A 21040-nucleotide genomic window follows, 5' to 3' on the forward strand; every position below is an offset into this window, starting at 1 on the left:
GGCACTTCCTTGCGCCTACCGCTCGATCGCCGGCAACGCATCCGACAACAACAACCGGTCGATTCTCCGCAACGCACTCTCCAGCTGCCGGCGGTCCGCCGCCAGTCCCAGCGACAGCCGCACACCGCTCTGATGCAATACCCCCGGCGGACAGAACGCCGATGACGGCGCGATCGCCAGCCCCTGCAGCTGTGCGGTACGCACCAGGGTGGCATCGGTCCACGGTGCCGGTATCCGGCACCAGGCATGCAGCCCTTCCGCGCGCTGCAGCAGCGAAGGCGCAAGCAGATATCGCGCCAGGCGCACGCGTTCGCGCGCCTCGGTGCGCACCTGCGCCAGCAGTGACTGCGCCGAACCATCCAGCAGCAGCTGGCTGGCCAGCGCCGAGACCAGCGGATGGCCCATCAACCGCGTTGCCCGCAACGCAGCCGTCATCGCCTCGGCATGCACGGCGCTTGGGCAGCGCACGAAGGCGGTGCGCAGGCCGGGGCTGATCACCTTCGACAGCGTCGCCACGTAGAACACATGACGCGGCGCCAGCGCCGCCAGCGGTGTCGGTGCAACCTCGGAGAGGTGCCAGTACGGATCATCTTCGATCGCCAGCAGGCCTTCGCTTTCCAGCACACGCGCCAGCGCTTCGCGCCGCTGCAGCGGCAGGGTCAGTGCGGTCGGGTTCTGGCAGGTGGGATTGAGATAGACCAGGCGCGCACCGCTTTCGCGTGCCAACCGCACCAGAGCCTCGGGGCACATACCGTGCTCGTCGCTGTCCACCGGCAGCAAGCGCCGACCGAGTGCGGCGGCCGCCTGCAGCAGGCCCGGATAGACCAGCGCATCGCACAGGATCGCGTCGTCGTCGCGTCCCTGGCTGACCAGGATCGACGCCAGCGCCACCTGTGCACCCTCGGTCAGCAGCAGGCAGGCATCGTCCACCGCGCCCAGCATCGGCTGCAGCCAGCGCGCCGCTGCGTGGCGGTCGGTGGGGTTGCCACCGCCCAGGTGATAGGTCATCAGGTTCGGTGCGTTGCTGCGTGCGAGTACGGCGGCCGCGCCACGCCGCAGCGTTTCGGCCAGCGCATCGGCGTCGGGCACCGGCGGCACGTTCATGCTCAGGTCCACCACCTGGTCGAAACCGGCCTTGGGTGGTGCGATGAAACTGCCCTGCGGTCCACGCGCTTCGATCAGGCCGCGCTTGCGCGCTTCATCAAAGGCCCGCGTCACCGTGGTCAGGTCGATGCCGAGCTGCTGCGCCAACGCGCGCTGCGAAGGCAGGCGCTGGCCCGGTGCGAGACTACCGCGGCGCACTGTGCGTTCCAGCGAATTGACGATGCGCAGGTAGATCGGCCCGTTGTGCGCGAGCACGTCCTGCACCCATTCGCGTGCTGCGACATCCGGTCGCGGCATGTACGGAGCATGTCGGGGCGTATCGTTGCTTCCAACGGCGGGAGCCTGTCCATAACCATCGGTCGGTTCGGACAGGTGACCGCCGTTGTTGTTTGCGGCGGCCACGCCGGACAGTGTCAGTGATGTCATTGCGCGTCCTCAGCGCTTGGCCTGCCACGGGCAGTAGCAGCCCACGGCAAGCAGTCCTTTCGGGCGCACGGTCTCGCCGCGTACCAGTCTGTCCAGCAATGGTTCGACGAAGCTGTTGGCCGAGTTGCAGACCATGCCGATGCTGTAAGGGCCGGCGTAGGCGAGGTGGCCCTGGCGATCCCAGATCGCGACAGCGGGGCTGGCCGGGATGTGTTCGATGCCGTCGATGGTCGGCAGGTTGATCACCTTGTTGCTCAGCGGCTCGGGCAGCTCGCCCTGGGTACCCGGGCGGCGGATCGCATAGAAGTCGATGCCGCCGCGGCGGTACATGCTGATCAGGTAGCTCAGGTGCGCACCGGTCTCGCGGTTGCACACGCCGCAGGCCGGGTCCCAGAAATGCACCACGCGGATGCGGCCGGTATCACCGGCCAGGTCGGCCGGCAGGCGCAGCTGAGAATCGTCGAAGACGATGGCCTGTTCGGTGAAGGTGGACTGCGCGCTGTAGCCGAAGTACTGCCACAGCGCAGCCGCGACGCCGGCCATGAACAGGCAGGCGAGGGCGATCATCGTCGGCAGCAGCCAGCGGCGACGCGGCGCGGCTGCGCCCATCAGGAATCTTCCCGGCCGAACTTGTGCACGTACTGCTTGCGCATCTCGCGGCAGGAATCGGCCTGGGCGCGGCGCTGGATCTCGCTACGCGACGGATCCTCGCTGCGCTGCACGCATTGCTCGATGGCGTGGCGTTCGGCGGCCTCTACGTCCACGGTCTGCGGCTGCAGGCAGACCCAGGCCAGCGCGGCCAGCATCAGCACCACAAAGCCGCCGCACCCGGCCATCACCAGGTGGAATTTCGGTTTCTCGGCGCGCATCGATGCACGTCCCTTCATCCATACATTGCATACAAAATATCATCTTGTATGGATAAAGCGCCATGCACCCCGTTCAGACGATGGCGTTGTGACGTGCCTCGGGGGCCTCGGACAGGATCTCGTTCAGCTTGGCCAGCGCCCCTGCCAGCGCGCCCTGGTCGACCGCGCCGCCCAACGACAGGCGGATCGCATTGCCCGGTGGCGGCTCTTCCACGCTGAAGGCGTCGGAGCTGGCAATGCCCAGCCCCTGTTCCTGTGCGGCCTGGATCAACCGGTACTGGTCCAGCCGCGGCGGCAGCGGCAGCCACACATGCAGGCCGGCCGGATGCGCCTGGGCACGGGCCGGCAGATAACGGGCGGCAATGGCCTGACGCTCGCGCAGCTCCTGCTGGAAGCGCTGAACCATGTCCCGTGCCAAGCCGCTGCGGATCCACTGCGAGGCCACCGCCACCATCGACTGGGTCGGCATCAGGGCGATCGCGCGCAGGGCGTCCAGCACCGGTTCCATCGGCTCGCCGGCCGGCACCACCAGATAGGCCGTGCGCATGCCCGGGGCCAGGCACTTGGACAGGGTGGAGATGTAATAGACCGGGCAGCCGGCATCGCGGTGGGCGGCCAGCGGCGGTGCGGCGTCACCGGCCAGCAACCAGTAGGGATCGTCTTCGATCACGGTCAGATCGTGGCGCTTCGCGATCGTCAGCAGGGCCTGCCGGCGCTGTGCCGACATCGTCGCCGTCGTCGGGTTCTGGATGGTCGGCACCAGGTACAGCAGGCGCGGGCGACGCAGCTGGCAGGCCTCTTCCAGCGCTTCAGGCAGCATGCCTTCGGCGTCCATCGCCACTGGCACCACGCCCCGCTGCAGCACGCGCGCGGCAGCCAGCAGGCCCGGGTAGGTCAGCTGCTCGGCGGCGATCAGCTCGCCCGGCTGGGTGCGGGCCAGGATCAGCGCGCACAGCGCGGTCTGCGCGCCGGGGCAGATCACCACCTGGTCGGCACCCACCGTGCCCAGCATCGGCGCCAGCCACTGCACTGCGGCGGCGCGGTCCTCGCGGGTGCCGGCGCCGACGTGGTAGCTCATCAATTCGCCCTGGCCCAGCTGCTGGCCGACGTGCTGGAAGCCGGTCTCCATGCCCTGCGCGAACGGCGCGCTGCCCAGCAGCGGCGGGATGTTCATGCTCAGGTCGACCGAGGTGCTGCGGTTGCCGGCCGACAGCGCTATGAAGGTGCCACCGGCGCCCTGGGCGTCGAGCAGGCCGGCCTGGCGCAGCTCGGCGAAGGCACGGGTGACCGTGGTCAGGTCCACGCCGACCTGCTGGGCCAGGTCGCGCTGCGGCGGCAGCCGGTCGCCCGGGCGCAGCACGCCGTCATCCACCGCCTCGCGCACCTGCTGGGCAATCTGCAGGTACAGCGGGCCGGCGCCTTCGCGGAAGGGGCGAACCCAGGTGCGATTGGGGTGTTTCAGGCGGCGGCCGGCGGCAGGTGGCGTCATCGGTCAGTTTTTTCCATACGTGCAGATGCACAAGTCCATACAATGCTGTATCTTGTATGGGCTTGATTGGAGTGGTTCGCCTGCTTGTAGGCGACCTCGTACCCACAGTGTAGCCGCTCCACGCCCGGGCGCTGCGCGCAGGCGAGCCGGTCAAGCGCGCTTCTTCAACAGGGTTGACCTCCAATGAATATCTGCTGGAACCGCATCCGCCTGGCGCTGGTCGCCCTGGCCTGCGTCGGCCTGTCGGGCTGTGACTGGGTGCTGCTGGATTCGAAGGGCATGGTCGGGCTCGCCCAGCGCGACCTGATCCTGATCTGCATCGGCCTGATGCTGATCGTGGTGATACCAGCCATCGTGCTGACCTTCGTGTTCGCCTGGCGCTACCGCGCCGGCAATACCAAAGCGAAATACATGCCTGACTGGTCACACTCCACCAAGGTGGAGATCGTGGTCTGGGGCGTGCCGCTGATCATCATCGCGGTGCTGGCGGTGATCGTGTGGAAGTCGACCCACGAGCTGGACCCGTACAAGCCGCTGGACGTGGCCGGTGAGCCGCTGCACGTGGACGTGATCGCCACCGACTGGAAGTGGGTGTTCGTGTACCCGGACCTGGGCATCGCCACGGTCAACCAGCTCAACTTCCCGGCCAACCGCCCGCTGGCGTTCAACATCACCTCCAACTCGACGATGAATACCTTTTTCATCCCGCAGCTGGGTGGGCAGATCTATGCGATGGCCGGCATGCGCACGCAGCTGCACCTGATCGCCAACGAGCCCGGCCAGTTCCGCGGCATGTCGGGCAACTACAGCGGGCATGGCTTCTCGAACATGAAGTTCATCGCCACCGCCAGCAGCAACGAAGACTTCGAGCGCTGGGTGGCCGAGGTGCGCAGTGCGCCGCAGGCGCTGGATTTCAACCAGTTCAAGGCGCTGGCCGCGCCGTCGAAGAACGCACCGGTACAGCACTTCTCCAGTGTTGAACCACTGCTGTTCAAGAAGGTCATCGACCAGTTCATCGGCGTTGGTGAGAACACCGCTGCTGCGACCCCGGCGGGCGCTGCCGGCGGTGCCCAGGTTTCCCAGGAGTAACGAACATGTTGGGTAAATTGACGTGGGAGGCCGTGCCGCTGCACGAGCCGATCGTCGTGGTCACATTGGCGGCCATGGTGCTGGGTGGCCTCGCGCTGCTTGGCGCGGTGACGTACTTCAAGCTGTGGGCGCCGCTGTGGCGTGACTGGTTCACCACCGTGGACCACAAGAAGATCGGCATCATGTACGTGGTGGTGGCGCTGGTCATGCTGGTGCGTGGCTTTGCCGATGCGCTGATGATGCGCGCGCAGCTGGCGGCGGCTGGCCCGGGCAGTGATGGCTTCCTGCCACCGGAGCACTACGACCAGATCTTCACCGCGCACGGCGTGATCATGATCTTCTTCGTGGCCACCCCGTTCGTGGTCGGCCTGATGAACATCATCGTGCCGCTGCAGATCGGCGCGCGCGACATGGCGTTCCCGTTCCTCAACGCCTTCAGCTTCTGGATCTTCGTGGTCGGCGCTGCGCTGATGATGATCTCGCTGGGTGTTGGCGAATTCGCCATGACCGGCTGGGTCGCCTATCCGCCGCTGTCGGGCATCGAGTTCAGTCCAGGAGTGGGTGTCGATTACTACATTTGGGCGTTGCAGGCGTCCGGCATCGGCACATTGCTGACCGGCGTCAACCTGTTCATCACCATCCTGCGCATGCGTGCGCCGGGCATGACCCTGATGAAGATGCCGGTGTTCACCTGGACCGTGCTGGTCACCAGCGTGATCATCATCGCCGCCTTCCCGATCCTGACCGTAGCCCTGGGTGCGCTCACCCTGGACCGCTACCTGGACTTCAACTTCTACACCAACACGTTGGGTGGCAACCCGATGATGTACGTGAACCTGGTGTGGGCCTGGGGCCACCCGGAGGTGTACATCCTGGTGCTGCCGGCGTTCGGCATCTTCTCTGAAGTGACCGCCACGTTCGCGCGCAAGAAACTGTTCGGCTACAAGTCGATGGTCGGCGCCACGCTGGCAATCGGCATCCTGTCGTTCATCGTCTGGCTGCACCACTTCTTCACCATGGGCTCCGGTGCCAGCGTCAATGCCTTCTTCGGCATCATGACGATGATCATCGCCATCCCCACCGGCGTGAAGATCTTCACCTGGCTGTTCACCATGTATGGCGGCCGCGTGGAGTTCAGCGTGCCGATGCTGTGGACGATCGCCTTCCTGGTCACCTTCACCATCGGCGGCATGACCGGCGTGCTGCTGGCCATCCCGGGCGCGGACTTCCTGCTGCACAACAGCCTGTTCCTGGTCGCGCACTTCCATAACACCATCATCGGCGGCGCGCTGTTCGGCTACCTGGCCGGCTTCGCCTACTGGTTCCCGAAGGTGTTCGGCTTCACCCTCAACGAGCGCCTGGGCAAGTGGTCGTTCGCCTGCTGGGTGATCGGTTTCTACCTGGCCTTCATGCCGCTGTACATGCTCGGCTTCATGGGCATGACCCGCCGCATGAACCAGTACGACAACCCGGCGTGGACGCCGTACCTGATCGCCGCCTTCATCGGTGCACTGTTCGTGTTCGCGGGCATCATCCTGATGCTGGTGCAGATCTACGTGAGCGTGCGCGACCGCAAGCGCAACCTGGACCTGACCGGCGACCCGTGGAACGCACGCACGCTGGAATGGGCCACGCCGTCGCCGCCGCCGTTCTACAACTTCGCCGTGGTGCCCAAGGCCGATGAGCTGGACGCCTTCCACGAAGCGAAGAAGCGTGGCCTGCCGCCGCCGCCGAAGAAGTACGCACCGATCCACATGCCGAAGAACACCGGCGTGCCGCTGATCCTCAACATCTGGATTCTGGTGCTGTGCTTCGCCCTGGTCTGGCACATCTGGTGGATGGCCGCGGCCAGCTTCATCGCGATGATCGTGACCCTGATCGTGCGGTCCTACGACGAGGACGTGGACTACTACGTCAGTTCCGAAGAGGTGGCGCGCACCGAAGCGGCCAGCCTTGCCAAGCTGAAGGAGGTACGCGCATGAACCTGTTGACCCGCCCGGAGCTGGCCAGCGACACGCAGGCGCACGAGGACCACCACGAACACGACCACGGCCACGAACAGGGCGGCATGAAGGTGTTCGGCATGTGGGTCTACCTCATGTCCGATCTGGTGCTGTTCGGTTCGCTGTTCGCCTCGTACGCGGTGCTCAGCACCGCCTACGCCGGCGGCCCAACCGGCAAGGACCTGTTCTCGCTGCCGTTCGTGATGGCCGAGACCTTCCTGCTGCTGGTTTCCAGCATCACCTACGGCCAGGCCGTACTGGCGATGCACCGCCACGATACCTCGGCGGTGCTGCGCTGGCTGGGCGTGACCTTCGTGCTCGGTGCCTCGTTCATCGGCATGGAGATCTACGAGTTCTCGCACCTGATCCATGAAGGCGCAGGCCCCAGCACCAGTGCCTACCTGTCGGCGTTCTTCGCACTGGTCGCCACCCACGGCCTGCACGTGGCCAGCGGCCTGATCTGGATGGCGGTGGTCATGCACCAGGTCTACAGCCGCGGCCTGACCCCGACCAACATCACCCGCGTGTCGTGCCTGAGCCTGTTCTGGCACTTCCTGGACCTGGTGTGGATCTGCGTCTTCACCTTCGTCTACCTGATCGGAGCCTTCTGACATGGCCCACGTCGAAACCTCGCGCGCCGGCAATGCGCACGGTTCCACCAAGTCCTACCTGATCGGCTTCGTGCTGTGCGCGCTGCTGACCGTGGTGCCGTTCGCACTGGTGATGAATCCGGTGCTGTCGCGGCCGCTCACGCTGTTCCTGCTGGTCGGCTTCGCGGTGGCGCAGATCCTGGTGCAGCTGGTCTATTTCCTGCACATGGACCGCAAGTCCGAAGGCGGCTGGAACCTGGCCAGCTTCGTGTTCACCCTGGTGATCCTGTTCATCATCGTCGCGCTGTCGGTGTGGATCATCTGGAGCATGCACTACCACATGATGATCAACTGACCGTGGCCGGGGTGATCGGCATGGACCGCGCGATCACCCCGGCACCTCCGTCCTCTTTCCCCCCAAGGGCAGGCCTGACCGAGACCCCGCCCGCGTCTGCGTTGGTGGTACCCCGTGAAGCGTCCTGCTGCTGTTGTCCGTTCGTTGTTCTCTCCCCGTTTCCGCCTGCCGCTGCTGGCAGGCCTGGCCATCGGCCTGCTGGCCGGTTGCAGCGCGCAGTCGCGCATGGACTTCTATTCCAAGGACATCGCCTGCGAAGAGCTCGGCCAGCAGTGGTCGATGCCCGACAGCCACGGCACCCTGCGCGGCCCGAAGGACCTGCAGGGGCAGGTGACCTATCTGTTCTTCGGTTTCACCAGTTGCCCGGATGTCTGCCCGACCACCATGGTCGAGCTCAGCCAGGTCAAGCACCTGATGGGCAAGGATGCCGACCAGCTGCAGGTGGTGTTCGTCAGCGTCGATCCCGCACGCGACACGCCCGAAGTCGCCCGCACCTATGTGGAAGCGTTCGATCCCAAGGCGATCGCACTGGTCGGCAACGAAGCACAACTGGCCGCGATGGCCAGCGACTTCAAGGCGTTCTATGAAAAGGAACCTGGCCAGGTGCCGGAGACCTACACCATGAGCCACATCGCGGGCGGTTACGTATTCGACCGCCAAGGCCGCCTGCGCCTGTTCGCGCCCTATGGCATGCCGGTGGACAAGCTGTTCTCCGACGTGCAGCGCCTGCTGCTGGAGCCGGCCCATCCAGCCGCCGGCAACGACGCACTGGCCAGCTGCCACCTCAAGCAAAGCGACACGCTCGCTGCCCGGTAGTCCCGGGCCATGCCCGACTGATACCAACCGTTCGTTGCGCCCGCTGCCCCGGTAGCTGTCGACCTTGGTCGACACGCGGTGAATGAATCTGGTGGGTGCCGACCGTTGGTCGGCACACCCCCACACACCAATCCCCCGGCCGGCCAGGAGAGCCAACCGACCGGGGGCACCACTCAACGCCTTACTTGGTTTCTTCCCACTGCACCACGTCCGGCTCGGCCGCCTTGATGCCGGCGGTCGACAGCAGCTTGGTGGTCGCATCCAGCGCCGCGTTCACCGACGGGTACTCCACAATGGCGCGGCCCGAGGCCTTGGACACCTTCACCACGGTGCCGCCGGTGGCGGTGGCCGCACGCTGGGCCGAGGCCGCATCGGTGAAGAACACCTTGACCCGCGAGGTCGCCACCACCGGCGCGCCATCGTTGGAGACAGCGGCCGCAAACTTGCTGGCACCGGCATCCGCACGTGCGGCCACACCGGTAGACGCATCGGTGGACCGCTTGCTGCGGGTGCCGACGGCCGCAGCGCTGGCATCAGCCCCGGTGGTGATCCGGAACTGACCGCCGCTGGCCTGCTGCACGGTTGCCGACGGCGCCAGCTGGAAGCGCGAGCCGCCCACATTGAACGAACGGCCAGTGGCCTCCGCCTTCAACTGCTGTGTGTCTACGGTCGACAAGGTCTTCGCCGGAGGTGTCTGGCCCGAACTCTGTGCCCAGGCGGTGGTGGTCATCGCCGCCAGGGCGAGGGTGCTCAACAGAATGGTCGTCTTCATCATCAGTGCCCCAGAACGCGGATCTTGAAGAATTCGAGGTTGCCACGCGATGCAGCGTTCGCGGCCTGCCCCAGGTCGGTAACTTCCAGTGTCCAGGTGCCCGTGGCGTTCTCATCCAGGAAGGCATTGCTGGACAGCAGGTCCCAGTTGGTGAAGTTGCGCTGGACACCATTGAGGCCAGAGCCGATCGCGGTGAATGCCGGCTGCACCACGCTGCGCGTGCCACTGGGCGAGACCAGCACGAACTGCAGCTGGCGGGTATTGCTGTGATTGACCCGGAAGCCCAGCTGCACGCTTTCGATGTTGCGCGCGCCATTGGCCAGCTGGAAGGTCAGGCGTGCAGCGGCCGCCGAGGTATTGCCGATGGCCACGGTACGCGTCGTGTTGCGCCAGCCACTATCCACCAGTGCACCCAGCGGCTGGAAGTCTTCTGCGACCTGTACCGCGCGTGCCGCGTTGACCACACCGAAACCGTACCAGTTGCTGTAGGCACGGCCGGCGGCATTCACCGTCCAGCCCGGCACCAGCACGCGGCCGTCGGAGTGGGTCACCGCTGCCCGGTTCGGATCGGTGCGGGTGGCGGTGGTGGCCAGGATGTACTTCACATCGCGGTAGGACAGGTTCGGGTTGGTCTCCAGCAGCAGTGCCGCCACGCCCGACACCATCGGCGTGGCCGCCGAGGTGCCGTTCATCTTGCCGGTGTAGTTGCAGGTGCTGTCGATGGCAGACTGGTCGCCGTCCAAGGTGTTGCGCAGGCTCGTGTTCTTGTTGCTGCCCTGCGCGCAGCCGGTGACATCGGTGGTGAGGATGGCCGGATCGTAGCGGATCGCCAGCTGCCCCGGCACGACCTGCCGCTGCCAACCATTCTCACCGCCGAAGCCGGATACCCACAGCGCCGAGCCGGTGGACGAGTAGGACGAGCGCACGCCATCGGCGCGCACGGCGGCAACGGTGATCACGTTGAACAGGTTGTTGCGCGGATCCCGGCCTGCCGGAATGCAACCCGTGTTGCGGTTCTTGGTGTCTGCCGAGCAGATGTCGGTGCCATCCGAGCGTGCGCCGTTGTTGTGATTGTTGCCGGCGGCTTTCACGTAGATGCCACCGCGCCCGCCACGGGTGCCGGACATGGCCTGCTCATAGGCGGTGATGTCGTTCTGGCTGTAGGCCAACGGCAGGTTGGGGTTGCCCGGGCTTGAGCCCCAGCTGTTGTTGAAGACGCCCACGTCGGCCACTTCGGCGCCGTCCCACCACGAGTACTCGATGTTGGAATTCGAATTGCCCTGGGCATTGGACGCCAGGAAATTGAAGCCCTTCAGGGTGGCCGCCGAGGCCACGCCGCGCACGCCCAGGTTGTTGGCGCCCACCGCACCGGCGATGCCGCCGACCATGGTGCCGTGATTGTCGCGGTCCGGATTGGACGGTGAAGGGTTGTTGCTCTGGTTGGCGAAGTTCTTGCCTGCGACCGCCGCGACGTTGGCGGCCAGGTCCGGGTGCGCGATCTGCAGGCCGTCATCGACGATGGCGATGGTGACGCCCTGGCCACGGATGCCATTGCGGAACAGGCCATCCACGTTGAGATCGTTGCCGGCCACCGGCAGGGTATCGCCCAGTACGGCCTGTCCGGTGTTGAGCAGATGCCACTGACGCCCGGCCAGCGGATCGGCCTGCTGGGCCTGGGCGGTGACGGCCAGGCTGCCCAGGACCAGGGCAGTGGCCAAGGCCAGGCGCGCGGAGCGCGGTGGCGTGGAGCGTTGCGTGTGTCGCTTCATACACGAATCCTTCTGTTGTGAATCGGCATGGCAGGACGGCAGGGCGGAACTGCCCCATCGCAACGAGCCAAACGCGACACAACGAACAACCCCCTACCTCTTCACACCCGCAATCTGCAGATGTGCAAATTGCGTCACAAACACTTATGCCGTGGGGTAATGACGACTGCAGCGGCCCGCATCTGGTAGGTGCCCACCTTGGTTGGCACGCGTATCGACGCATGGTGTGGATCTACCCGGCATCGTCGCGCGCCCTCACATCCGGCTGTGCTACTACAGCCCGTGCACCCTTCCGCATCGGAGCACGATGATGGTCAACCCTCTGGCCCAGGCCCATCGCGGCCTCGGCACCACGCTGTTCAGCCTGCTGAATCCGATACCGTTCGGCTTCTTCGTCGGCGCGCTGATCTTCGACGCGATCTATCTCAACAGCGCCGAGGTGATGTGGGGCAAGGCCGCCGCCTGGCTGATCACCTTCGGCCTGCTGATCGCCATCGTGCCGCGGCTGATCAACCTGTTCGCGGTCTGGCGCCGCAACGGCACCGCCACCCGCATCGATCGCATCGACTTCTTCCTCAACCTGGTCGCAGTGGTGCTGGCCATCTGGAATGCCTTCGTGCACAGCCGCGATGCGTATGCCGTGGCGGTGCCAGGCACGATCCTGTCGGCGTTGACCGTGGCCCTGATCGCACTGGGCCTGATCCTGCTGTCGTTGCAGCCGCCGGTGCTCCAGGGAGGTCGTCATGGCTAAGTACATCCTGCCCACCGTGGCCGCCTTGGCGCTGGCCGTCACCCTGTCGGCCTGTGCCGGCAAGGCCGAGTACCACCCCACCGATCAGTCCGGTGCGAAGCCGCCGCTGCCGGCACCGAAGAACTTCCTGATGCCGCCGATGCAGGTGCCGCGCGGCGTGGGTTGGGCCGAGGGCCAGTCACCCACGGTGGCCGAAGGCCTGAAGATCGAACGCATCGCCGCCAACCTGCTGCATCCGCGGCGATTGTTGACCCTGCCCAACGGCGATGTGCTGGTGGTGGAGGGCAATGGCCCCGGCGAAGAACCGGTCACCACGCCCAAGCAGTGGATCGCCGGCAAGGTGAAGGCGCGCTCGGGCAAAGCCGGCAAGGGCGGCAACCGGGTCACCCTGCTGCGCCGCACGCCGGGCACGAACACCTGGACCCAGCACGTGTACATCGAAGGCCTGCATTCGCCGTTCGGCATCCAGCTGATCGGCGACACGCTGTACGTGGCCAACACCGGCAACATCGTGCAGTACCACTACGTACCAGGTGAAACCCGCATGTCCGACAAGGGCCGCGAGTTCACCGACCTGCCCAGCACCATCAACCACCACTGGACCAAGGAGCTGCTGGCCAGCCGTGATGGCAGCAAGCTGTACGTGGGCGTGGGCTCCAACAGCAACATCACCGAAAATGGCCTGGCCGTGGAATACCGCCGTGCGGTGGTCCTGGAAGTGGACGTGGCTACCCGTGGCAGCCGCATCTTTGCATCGGGCATCCGCAACCCGACCGGGCTGGACTGGGAGCCGAGCACGGGGAAACTGTGGGCCGTGGCCAACGAGCGCGACGAGATCGGTGCCGACCTGGTGCCGGACTACCTCACCTCGGTGAAGGAGGATGGCTTCTACGGTTGGCCCTACAGCTACTACGGCCAGCATGTGGACGAGCGCGTGCAGCCGCAGCGGCCGGACCTGGTGGCCAAGGCCATCACGCCCGACTACGCCATCGGCTCACACGTAGCACCGCTGGGCCTGCTGTTCTACACCGGGCAGGCGCTGCCGGCGCAGTACCACGGTGGCGCCTTCATCGGCGAGCACGGCAGCTGGGATCGCACGCCGCTGAGCGGCTACGAAGTGGTCTACGTGCCGTTCAAGGACGGCAAGCCGACCGGGCGGCCGCAGACCGTGGTCAGTGGCTTCGCCTCGAAGGACGAGAAGACCCTGATGGGCGCGCCGGTAGGTATGGCCATGGACGCCGAGGGTGCATTGCTGGTCGCCGACGACGTGGGCGACGTGGTGTGGCGGGTGTCGGCCAAGTAGCTGTGTAGCGTCGAGCCACGCTCGGTTGCTTTGAATTGGCCTGTGTAGAGCCGAGCCATGCTCGGCTTACGCGCGCAGCGCGGGGTTTCCGGAAACCGGCCGAACAGCAGCCGGGCATGGGCTCGGCTCTACATTTCCGAAGGCGCAGCGCGGAATCCACTGAACACCGACTCGGCGGCAAACCCCACGCCACCCAGCAGCACGCCGAAATACACCACCGTAGCCACCACGAAACCATAACCAGCCGCCACCGCCGCACCATCGCGCTGGATGAAGCCAATCGCAAACGACATCAGCGCCAGTGCCGGCAACGTATTGCTGAAGGGAATCGGCCCGGCCGGGGCCATCAGCAACAGGGTCGCGAACACCAGCATCAGGTTGTTCAGGCGCATCATCTTCTTCGAGCGCACCATCACCGCCAGCCGCATCGGCTGTGACAGGCGCTCCATGCGGTGCACCCATTTCAGCGCACGGCCGAGGTTGGCCTTCAGCTTGTCGGTGGCGATCTCGCGGCGCGCCAGCTTCTGCGGCACCCACAGCGGGCGGTTGCGCACGCGGCTCAGGCCGATCAGCAGGATCGAGGCGCCGAACACGGTGCTCAGCCCGGGAATCGACACCGGGATGATGAAGATGGCCGAGAGCAGGATCACGATCAGCAGCAGACCTTCATCGCCCAGGGCGCTGAGCAGGGTACCGACGCTCACCTGGTCGCCGGGCAGCTCGTCGATCATCTGCTCGATCTGCTGGGCCAGGGGCGCGCTGTCATTGGTTTCGGGGGCACGGTAGGTCATGCGTCGCAAGGTTCTCCAGGGAAGGGCGGTCAGCGGGCCGTCCTGCGGTGGGGGACGCACAGGCTCCCGCAGTATCCCGGCCAACGTGGGCAAAGAGGTGAACCGGGCATGAGGGGTAAACTGGCGTGCCCCGCACGAGCTGAACGCAATGGACATGGGCCGCAGGCAATCGACCATCGAACTGGTCGCCATCGACATGGATGGCACCCTGCTGGACCCCACCCACACGCTCACCGCCCGGGCCAAGCAGGCCATCGCGCAGGCGCGCGCGCTGGGCGTGCATATCGTGCTGACCAGTGGCCGCCCGGTTCCCGGCCTGGCGCCGTTCCTGCATGAGCTGGCCATCACCGGCGACGACGACTACTGCATCGCCTGCAATGGCGGCCTGGTGCAGCGCATCGGCACGCGCGAAACCGTGGTCGAGTATCCGCTCAGCTTCGACGACTTCCTGTTCTGCGAGCAGGTGGCCCGCGAACTGGGCGTGCATTTCCAGGCGTTGGACAGCCTGCGCATGTATACGCCCAACCAGGACATCAGCTACTACACCGTGGCCGACTCGCATCTCTCGCGGATGCCGCTTTCCTACCGTCGCGTGGAAGACATGGACCCATCGATGTCCTTCATCAAGCTGATGATGATCGACGCGCCGGACGTGCTGGATGCCGCCATCGCGCGCCTGCCCAGCGAACTGACCGAGCGCTTCGCGGTAATGAAGAGCGCACCGTTCTTCCTGGAAGTGTTCGACCAGCGTGCCGGCAAGGGCCCCAGCCTGCAGAAGCTGGCCGAGCACCTGGGCATCGACCGCGCCAACGTGATGGCCATCGGTGACCAGGAGAACGACCTGACCATGCTGCAGTACGCCGGTACCAGCGTGGCGATGGGCAATGCCATCGACACGGTGAAGGCGGTGGCGCGTTTTGAAACCACGAGCAATGCCGATGAAGGCGTGGCGCGCGCCATTGAGCGTTTCGTGCTGCAGTAACCGCGCGTCCAGCTGCCCCGGTAGGTGCCAACCTTGGTTGGCACACGCAAACGGCACGCGCCGACCAAGGTCGGCCCCCACCACGCCCCATCCGCCCAAGGTGGTTGCCAACCTTGGTTGGCACACGCAGACGGCAAGCGCCGACCAAGGTCGGCCTCCACCACGCCGGGGCTATACCCACGTATAGCCCACCCATCCCCATCGCCATCGGCGCTGTACCACGGTGCAATGGCGGATGCGGCACTGCGATGCAAGAATTTCGCACGTCGAAATCACGCCATCGAATCCTGAGGCAGGGGATCGTCTTCCTCTGCTGCTGACCGGCGCGCACTGCGCTGTCACTCCCTCAACGCAATCGCACCGCCAGCCAGGGCGCCGACACCGGTGCTGCAACGCGCTGGGCGTGCGCCTGCGCCGCTCTCTCCCTGCACCCTGGATCTGCCCATGAACACCCCACCCACGACGCGTCTCGCCCTGGCCATCATCACGGCCATCGCCGCACCTGCGTATGCCGCCGAGACCCACGACGCAGCACATGACACCCCCACCACCTTGAACGCGCTGCAGGTGATCGCCACGCCGCGCGGCGCCGCCGTTGCACCGACCCAGGTGGTCGGCCCCAACCGCTACATCATCAAGGCCGAAGACCTCGACGCGATGGTCACCGGCAACAACGGCCTGGCCATGCTCAAGCAGGTGCCGGGTGCCAGCTACACCGCCACCGACGGGCTGGGTCTGGATATCTCCGCCACCAGCCTGTTCGTGCGCGGCTTCCGCATGAACGAAATGGGCATCACCTTCGAAGGCGTTCCGCTGAACGACAACGGTTTCCTCTCGCTCACCGGCACCAGCGTGGTGAACGTGGGCGTGCCCGATGGCATCGGCGCGATCACGGTCAGCCCGGGCGGCGCACCGGTCAGCGTGTTCTCCAGCAGCGTCAACGGCGGCAGTCTGGAATACCGCCTGCGCGATCTGCAGGACACGCCCAGCCTGCGCGTGAAGCAGGGCGTGGGCAGCAACAACACGTTGGTTACCACCGTATCCGGGCAGAGCGGCCAGCTCGGTGAGCACGGCCCGAAGGTGCTGGTCGACCTGCAGCGTGTATCGGCCGACAAGTACCAGGGTGAGGGCACCCAGAACTTCCTGCGCGGCGACCTGAAGCTGCAGCAGGATGTCGCCTGGGGTGACTTCACCGTCTTCCTGTCCGACAGCAAGGCCAAGGTCTGGGGTTACAACAACATCTCCTTCGACATGATCCGCAAGCTGGGCTGGAAGGCCGACATCTTCTATCCGGATTATGCGTGGGCGTGGTACGTAGCCTCGCCGGAGAATGCGGACAAGTCCTGCGGCGCCTACACCTGCGGTGAGCTGTCCGAACTGATCCCGTACGACACCGGCCAGACCACCCGCGACCGCGTGTCCTCGATCAACCATCGCTTCCAGATCAGCCCGGCCCTGAGTGGCAACGTGCAGCTGTACAACGCCAACAGCCACACCCAGGCCACGCTGACCGACCCGACCGTGCCGTCGCCAAACGGCGCACCGTTCTCCGAACAGGTGCAGACGCCGCGTGTGAATCGGCTGGGTGGCATGTTCAACCTGCAGTTCGAGACCGGCGCGCACACGTTCACCGCCGGCTTCTGGCAGGAGAAGAGCAAGGCCGCGGCCAAGACCGAGTGGTACCAGCAGCCGCTGCTGGGCGAGGGCCCGCCGCTGAAGGCCACCGGTCCGTTCGATGTGTATGGCCCCGCGTTCAAGACCGACAACGCGTCGAGCTGGGTGACCCGCTCGCGCCAGTTCTACCTGCAGGACGACATCGTGTTGAACGACACGCTGAAGCTGGGTGTCGGCTTCAAGGCCGTGGACTTCCGCACCAGCGGTGGCGGCCTGGGTGATGCCAAGGACCGGCCGGTGAACGGCACGCTGCGCGCCAAGAGCAACTTCCTGCCGCACGTCTCGCTGTTCTGGAGCCCGACCGAATCCACCGACGCCTTCATCGACCTGGCCAATACCATGAATGGCTATCGCGTGGCCCAGCGCGGCAACATCGGCTACACCGCCTCGGCATGGACCATCACCGACCAGGAAGAGTTCGACCGCGTGGCGGGCACCCTGCGCCCGGAAAAGAACTGGAACCTCACCGTGGGCGCATCGCACCGCTTCGACCGGCTGACGATCACCGGCGATGTGTTCTACAACGACATCCGCAATCGCCTGCTGTCGGCCGCCATCGGCACCCAGTTCGCTCAGATCAATACCGTGCGGCTGATGCCGAAGATGCACGTGATTGGTGCCGACCTCGGCATCACCGCCGACCTGACCGACCACCTGCAGTTCTACCAGGGCGTGGCCGTGGCCCGTTCTTACTACGACAGTGATTTCGTGGTGGGCGACACGGTGTACCCGATCAAGGGCAACGCGCAGCCGGGCTACCCGCAGATCTCGCTGGTCAGTGACCTGTCGGCGCATTTCGGTGACTGGCGCTTCGGTGCCACCAGCACCTCCTACCTGCGCCAGCCTTTCACCTACGAGAACGACATCCGCGTGCCGACCTTCTGGCAGGTCAACACCTATGCCGCCTATCGCTTCGGTGCGGACAGCGTGGTGCCCGGCCTGGAGCTGCGGCTGGACGTGAGCAACCTGTTCAACCGCCACAACATCGGCACTGCCACCATCGCCGGCTCGTCGTTCTCGGGGGATTACCAGACCCTGCAGCGCAGCGCCCCCCGGCAGCTGATGTTCAGCACCTCGATGGCGTTCTGAGGCAACGAGAGGTGGGGTCAGAGCCCTTTGCCGCGCAAAGGGATCCGACCCCGCAGCCATCCCGTGATCGGGGGTCAGATCCCTTTGCACGCAAAGGGCTCTGACCCCCAAAACCCGCCTACAAACCCGCATTGCGCAAACAACAGGGCTTTTCTGGCGAAGACGCAAGGTTCCCACAATGTTGCTGGGCCATCCTGTTGGCATGGCACAGCACAACCCGCGAACCCCGCTGTTCGGCATCCGGGGCCCAGGACGGCCCCGGCAGGCGCTGTCCGTGGCGCCTGCAATCGACCTGCGGGCCGAGTACCAGTTCTGGCAGGTCTACGAGCGCGTGGTCCGTCCGTTGCCCGGTGGGGGGCTGCGGCTGGCCTGGCTGGTGTGCCAGAAGGTGTACCGGGACCGGTGGCAGCACCCGAACGACAGCGACGAGGCGGCGTTGTCGCGGGTGCTGTTTGGCGGGAACATGACGGCTGACCGCGCATTGGAGCTGGCGGAGCTGCATGCGCTGGTCAGCCGTCGGGTGGCATTGCTGGCCAGGCGCGGGCGGATTGATTCCGCAGCGTGATGCGCGGGGACGTCCCTTGCGTCGCTGGGCGGCCATGACCCGCCTTGGCGGCATTGCACTGTTCGATGCCATAACCCGCTCTTGGTGGGGTCGACTGTTAGTCGACCGCTCTTCGTATCTACCCCACAGAGAGCCGCGCTTCGCGCGCGAGTCGACCAACGGTCGACTCCACCAATAGCCAACTCGACCGGCGTTTCTATGGCTTTCCCCGGTCCAACTGCCGATAGCCAATCGCCTCAGCCAGATGCGCCGTCTGGATCGTTTCACACCCCGCCAGATCAGCAATCGTGCGCGCCACCCGCAGAATCCTGTGCATCGCCCGTGCGGATAGCTGCAGACGCTCAATCGCCTGCTCCAGCAGATCCTGATCGGCCTCACTCAATTTCGTGCACGCACGCAGCGCAGCCGGCGGTAGATGTGCATTGAGCCCACCACGTGCCTGCTGCCAGGCATGGGCGGCTTCCACCCGCTCACGCACCGATGCACTGGGCTCACCCAGCGGCGTGCTTTCCCTCAGCTCCACCGCGTCCATGCGTGCCACACTGATATGCAAGTCGATGCGGTCCAGCAGCGGGCCGGACACCCGCGCACGGTAGCGGTTGATGCGCTCATCGCTGCACAGGCAGCGGTTGCTGCGGTCACCGGCCCAGCCACACGGGCAAGGGTTCATCGCTGCCACCAGTTGAAACCGCGCGGGATACTGCACGCTGCGTGCCGCGCGGGCGATGCGGATGTGGCCGGATTCCAGCGGCTCGCGCAGGGTCTCCAGCGCACTGCGGTTCCACTCTGGAAGCTCATCGAGGAACAGCACGCCGTGATGGGCCAGCGAGATCTCGCCGGGGCAGGGCGGATTGCCGCCACCCACCAGCGCCGCCGCGCTCGCACTGTGGTGGGGAGAACGGAACGGCCGTTGCCGCCAGCGCCGCGGGTCCAGCCCTTCACCACTCACCGAGGCAATCGCGGCCAGCTGCAGCGCCTCTGCTTCCTCGGTGTCCGGCAGCAGGCTGGGCAGGCGCGAGGCCAACAGCGTCTTGCCGCAGCCAGGGCTACCGATCAGCAATAGATGGTGCCCACCGGCGGCGGCCACTTCCAACGCGCGCCGCGCATGCGCCTGCCCGCGCACGTCGGCCAGATCAGGCAGTGGCAACGGCGTCGTGTCCCCACGCTCTACTGGCGGCAGCAGGCGTGGGTTCTCCAACCCAGCGCAGCACTCCAGCAACGTACGCGCTACCCGCACATCGGCGTGCTCGGCCAGCGCAGCCTCGGCGGCATTGCCCGGCGGCACCACCAGGATGCGCCCCGCTTCGGCGGCTGCAATCGCGGCGGGCAATGCACCGGCCACCGGGCGTAGCTCGCCGGTCAGGCCAAGCTCACCCAGGAATTCGTACTGCAGCAGCGACTGCGGGTCGACCTGGCCGCTGGCCGCAAGAATGCCCAAGGCAATCGCCAGGTCGTAGCGACCACCTTCCTTGGGCAGATCTGCGGGCGCCAAGTTCAGCGTGATACGCCGCTGTGGAAAGTCGAAGCGCGCGCAGAGCAGGGCGGCACGCACGCGCTCGCGGGATTCGCGCACGCTGGTTTCGGCCAGTCCCACGATCTGGGTGGCAGGCAGGCCGCCAGAGAGGTGCACTTCCACCCGCACCAGCGGGGCGTCGACCCCGGCGCGGGCACGGCTGTGGACCAGCGCCAGGCTCATGTTTGGGTTCCTGCAGAGAGACGCTTGATGGTGCGGCAGGTGCTCTGCGGGGGGCTATCAGGGATTGTTGGCGAAGTGGCTAGGGGGATTCTGGCCGGTGGCGCCCCGGGGCCTCAAACAGACATCGTTGTTCGCCAGGCACTGCTCAATTGAAGCGCCCAAGCTGCTTCTCGACTCCAAACGGCCCAGCACTCTTCACCAGCAACCAGCGCTGGCTCAGATGGAAATTCAGCTGTCGTTCGAAGCTAAACCGCAGTTGGGCGATAACCGGCGTCCGCCACACTGGATCGGTGAGAATTCAGATCCGCACACCTGAGCGTCGACTCTCCGGGGTAAGGGCTGCCAAAAATGTCCAAGGCGAGTATTTCCCTAATGCCATTGCTACCAGTGGTTCACTTTCCATTTGATCCAAAGCGCCCCGGCAACCAGCGCGCCTGCGACGACTGCAGCCTTGCCAGTGACGGATGTGTCGCGCCAAGCCGCAGCAAGGTCAACGTTGCCGGATGTAGCGCTGCGTGGCTCCTTCGGGGGGCGCGTTTGCTGTGGCAGGAGTCCGTCAAGGCACGAAATTACATTGGCTGCTGTGTTTGAGTAGTCGGCGAGAAGAGACTCTGACAAGCGCACTTCAGGATCATGCAAAAGCTTGTTGCGAACAGATGCCAGAAAGCGGATTTTTTTGATCAGGTCCGGTCCGAGAAGCCTTTCGATACTCGTAGCCTTCTCGTGCAGGCCGCGGCCGCTAGCACCCAGCGCTTCCAGTTTTGCTTCGATCTTCTTGGACAGGTCGACGATGTGTTCCAGTGACATCTAATAAAGCTCCTCACCAATCGCACCTACCTCGCCATTCAAGCGTGGTTAGGATCCGGTGCTGTTTATATGAATATCAAGCCTAACTTACTGCAAGCCA

At 65.6% G+C, this 21040-nt stretch carries 19 protein-coding genes; 10 read left to right on the top strand and 9 right to left on the bottom strand.

What is annotated here, in order from left to right; all coding sequences use genetic code 11:
- Positions 1–15: 15 nt before the first annotated feature.
- Genes AC13GA_RS11735 through AC13GA_RS11750 form a run of 4 tightly spaced genes read right to left on the bottom strand, consistent with a single transcriptional unit; the run spans position 16 to position 3888 of the window.
- Positions 16–1530, bottom strand: a complete 1515-nt coding sequence (locus tag AC13GA_RS11735) for an aminotransferase-like domain-containing protein (protein WP_482998194.1) — start codon at positions 1528–1530, stop codon at positions 16–18.
- A gap of 9 nt (positions 1531–1539) precedes the next feature.
- Positions 1540–2139: a DUF6436 domain-containing protein gene (locus AC13GA_RS11740; protein ID WP_482998195.1), complete on the bottom strand. Its 600-nt coding sequence runs from the start codon at positions 2137–2139 to the stop codon at positions 1540–1542.
- Complete coding sequence (locus AC13GA_RS11745; protein WP_482998196.1) at positions 2139–2417, bottom strand: hypothetical protein; 279 nt, start codon at positions 2415–2417, stop codon at positions 2139–2141. Before AC13GA_RS11745 ends, AC13GA_RS11740 begins: the two co-directional genes overlap by 1 nt.
- Before the next feature lie 55 nt (positions 2418–2472).
- Entirely contained in the window at positions 2473–3888 is a 1416-nt protein-coding gene (locus AC13GA_RS11750) for an aminotransferase-like domain-containing protein (protein ID WP_482998197.1), read from the bottom strand.
- A 183-nt stretch (positions 3889–4071) separates the two neighbouring features.
- Between AC13GA_RS11750 and cyoA the strand changes: the two genes are divergently transcribed.
- The 5 genes from cyoA (at position 4072) to AC13GA_RS11775 (ending at position 8741) form a co-directional block, all read left to right on the top strand.
- Positions 4072–4977, top strand: a complete 906-nt coding sequence (gene cyoA / locus AC13GA_RS11755; protein WP_049444335.1) for a ubiquinol oxidase subunit II — start codon at positions 4072–4074, stop codon at positions 4975–4977.
- A gap of 5 nt (positions 4978–4982) precedes the next feature.
- Positions 4983–6959, top strand: a complete 1977-nt coding sequence (gene cyoB, locus AC13GA_RS11760) for a cytochrome o ubiquinol oxidase subunit I (RefSeq protein ID WP_482998198.1) — start codon at positions 4983–4985, stop codon at positions 6957–6959.
- Entirely contained in the window at positions 6956–7591 is a 636-nt protein-coding gene (gene cyoC / locus AC13GA_RS11765; protein ID WP_012512371.1) for a cytochrome o ubiquinol oxidase subunit III, read from the top strand. Before cyoB ends, cyoC begins: the two co-directional genes overlap by 4 nt.
- A 1-nt stretch (position 7592) precedes the next feature.
- Positions 7593–7925, top strand: a complete 333-nt coding sequence (cyoD, locus tag AC13GA_RS11770; RefSeq protein WP_005411473.1) for a cytochrome o ubiquinol oxidase subunit IV — start codon at positions 7593–7595, stop codon at positions 7923–7925.
- 144 nt (positions 7926–8069) lie between these two features.
- The gene (locus AC13GA_RS11775; protein ID WP_428709823.1) at positions 8070–8741 is read left to right on the top strand and encodes an SCO family protein; all 672 of its coding nucleotides are present in this window, start codon (positions 8070–8072) and stop codon (positions 8739–8741) included.
- 181 nt (positions 8742–8922) lie between these two features.
- Here AC13GA_RS11775 and AC13GA_RS11780 read toward each other — a convergent pair whose 3' ends face one another.
- Both AC13GA_RS11780 and AC13GA_RS11785 read right to left on the bottom strand, forming a co-directional pair.
- The gene (locus AC13GA_RS11780) at positions 8923–9516 is read right to left on the bottom strand and encodes a S8 family serine peptidase (RefSeq protein ID WP_006399785.1); all 594 of its coding nucleotides are present in this window, start codon (positions 9514–9516) and stop codon (positions 8923–8925) included.
- Positions 9516–11282, bottom strand: coding sequence for a S8 family serine peptidase (locus AC13GA_RS11785; protein WP_482998199.1), 1767 nt, complete (start codon positions 11280–11282; stop codon positions 9516–9518). The genes AC13GA_RS11780 and AC13GA_RS11785 overlap by 1 nt, the downstream gene beginning before the upstream one ends.
- Positions 11283–11592: 310 nt before the next feature.
- On the opposite strand from AC13GA_RS11785, the gene AC13GA_RS11790 reads away from it, so the two are divergent.
- Positions 11593–12033 carry a DUF2231 domain-containing protein gene (locus AC13GA_RS11790; RefSeq protein ID WP_041863928.1) on the top strand — a complete coding sequence of 147 codons (441 nt, stop codon included), beginning with the start codon at positions 11593–11595 and terminating at the stop codon, positions 12031–12033.
- Positions 12026–13336: a PQQ-dependent sugar dehydrogenase gene (locus AC13GA_RS11795; RefSeq protein WP_482998200.1), complete on the top strand. Its 1311-nt coding sequence runs from the start codon at positions 12026–12028 to the stop codon at positions 13334–13336. Before AC13GA_RS11790 ends, AC13GA_RS11795 begins: the two co-directional genes overlap by 8 nt.
- A gap of 128 nt (positions 13337–13464) precedes the next feature.
- Here the strand turns inward: AC13GA_RS11795 and AC13GA_RS11800 are convergent, their stop codons facing one another.
- Entirely contained in the window at positions 13465–14127 is a 663-nt protein-coding gene (locus AC13GA_RS11800) for an exopolysaccharide biosynthesis protein (protein WP_447782781.1), read from the bottom strand.
- A gap of 148 nt (positions 14128–14275) precedes the next feature.
- On the opposite strand from AC13GA_RS11800, the gene yidA reads away from it, so the two are divergent.
- From yidA to AC13GA_RS11815, 3 genes are all read left to right on the top strand, one after another.
- A complete protein-coding gene (gene yidA, locus AC13GA_RS11805; RefSeq protein WP_482998201.1) occupies positions 14276–15109 on the top strand; it encodes a sugar-phosphatase in 834 nt (277 codons plus the stop codon).
- A gap of 444 nt (positions 15110–15553) precedes the next feature.
- Positions 15554–17872 carry a TonB-dependent receptor gene (locus tag AC13GA_RS11810; protein ID WP_482998202.1) on the top strand — a complete coding sequence of 773 codons (2319 nt, stop codon included), beginning with the start codon at positions 15554–15556 and terminating at the stop codon, positions 17870–17872.
- Between the two features lie 178 nt (positions 17873–18050).
- Entirely contained in the window at positions 18051–18437 is a 387-nt protein-coding gene (locus tag AC13GA_RS11815) for a hypothetical protein (RefSeq protein WP_482998203.1), read from the top strand.
- Between the two features lie 196 nt (positions 18438–18633).
- On the opposite strand, the gene AC13GA_RS11820 is transcribed toward AC13GA_RS11815, so the two are convergent.
- Both AC13GA_RS11820 and AC13GA_RS11825 read right to left on the bottom strand, forming a co-directional pair.
- Positions 18634–20133 (bottom strand): YifB family Mg chelatase-like AAA ATPase, encoded by a 1500-nt coding sequence (locus AC13GA_RS11820; protein ID WP_482998204.1) that lies wholly within the window; start codon positions 20131–20133, stop codon positions 18634–18636.
- A 381-nt stretch (positions 20134–20514) separates the two neighbouring features.
- The gene (locus AC13GA_RS11825; protein WP_482998205.1) at positions 20515–20940 is read right to left on the bottom strand and encodes a hypothetical protein; all 426 of its coding nucleotides are present in this window, start codon (positions 20938–20940) and stop codon (positions 20515–20517) included.
- Positions 20941–21040 lie beyond the last annotated feature (100 nt).

Source organism: Stenotrophomonas sp. 22DLJC03 (genome assembly GCF_056861405.1).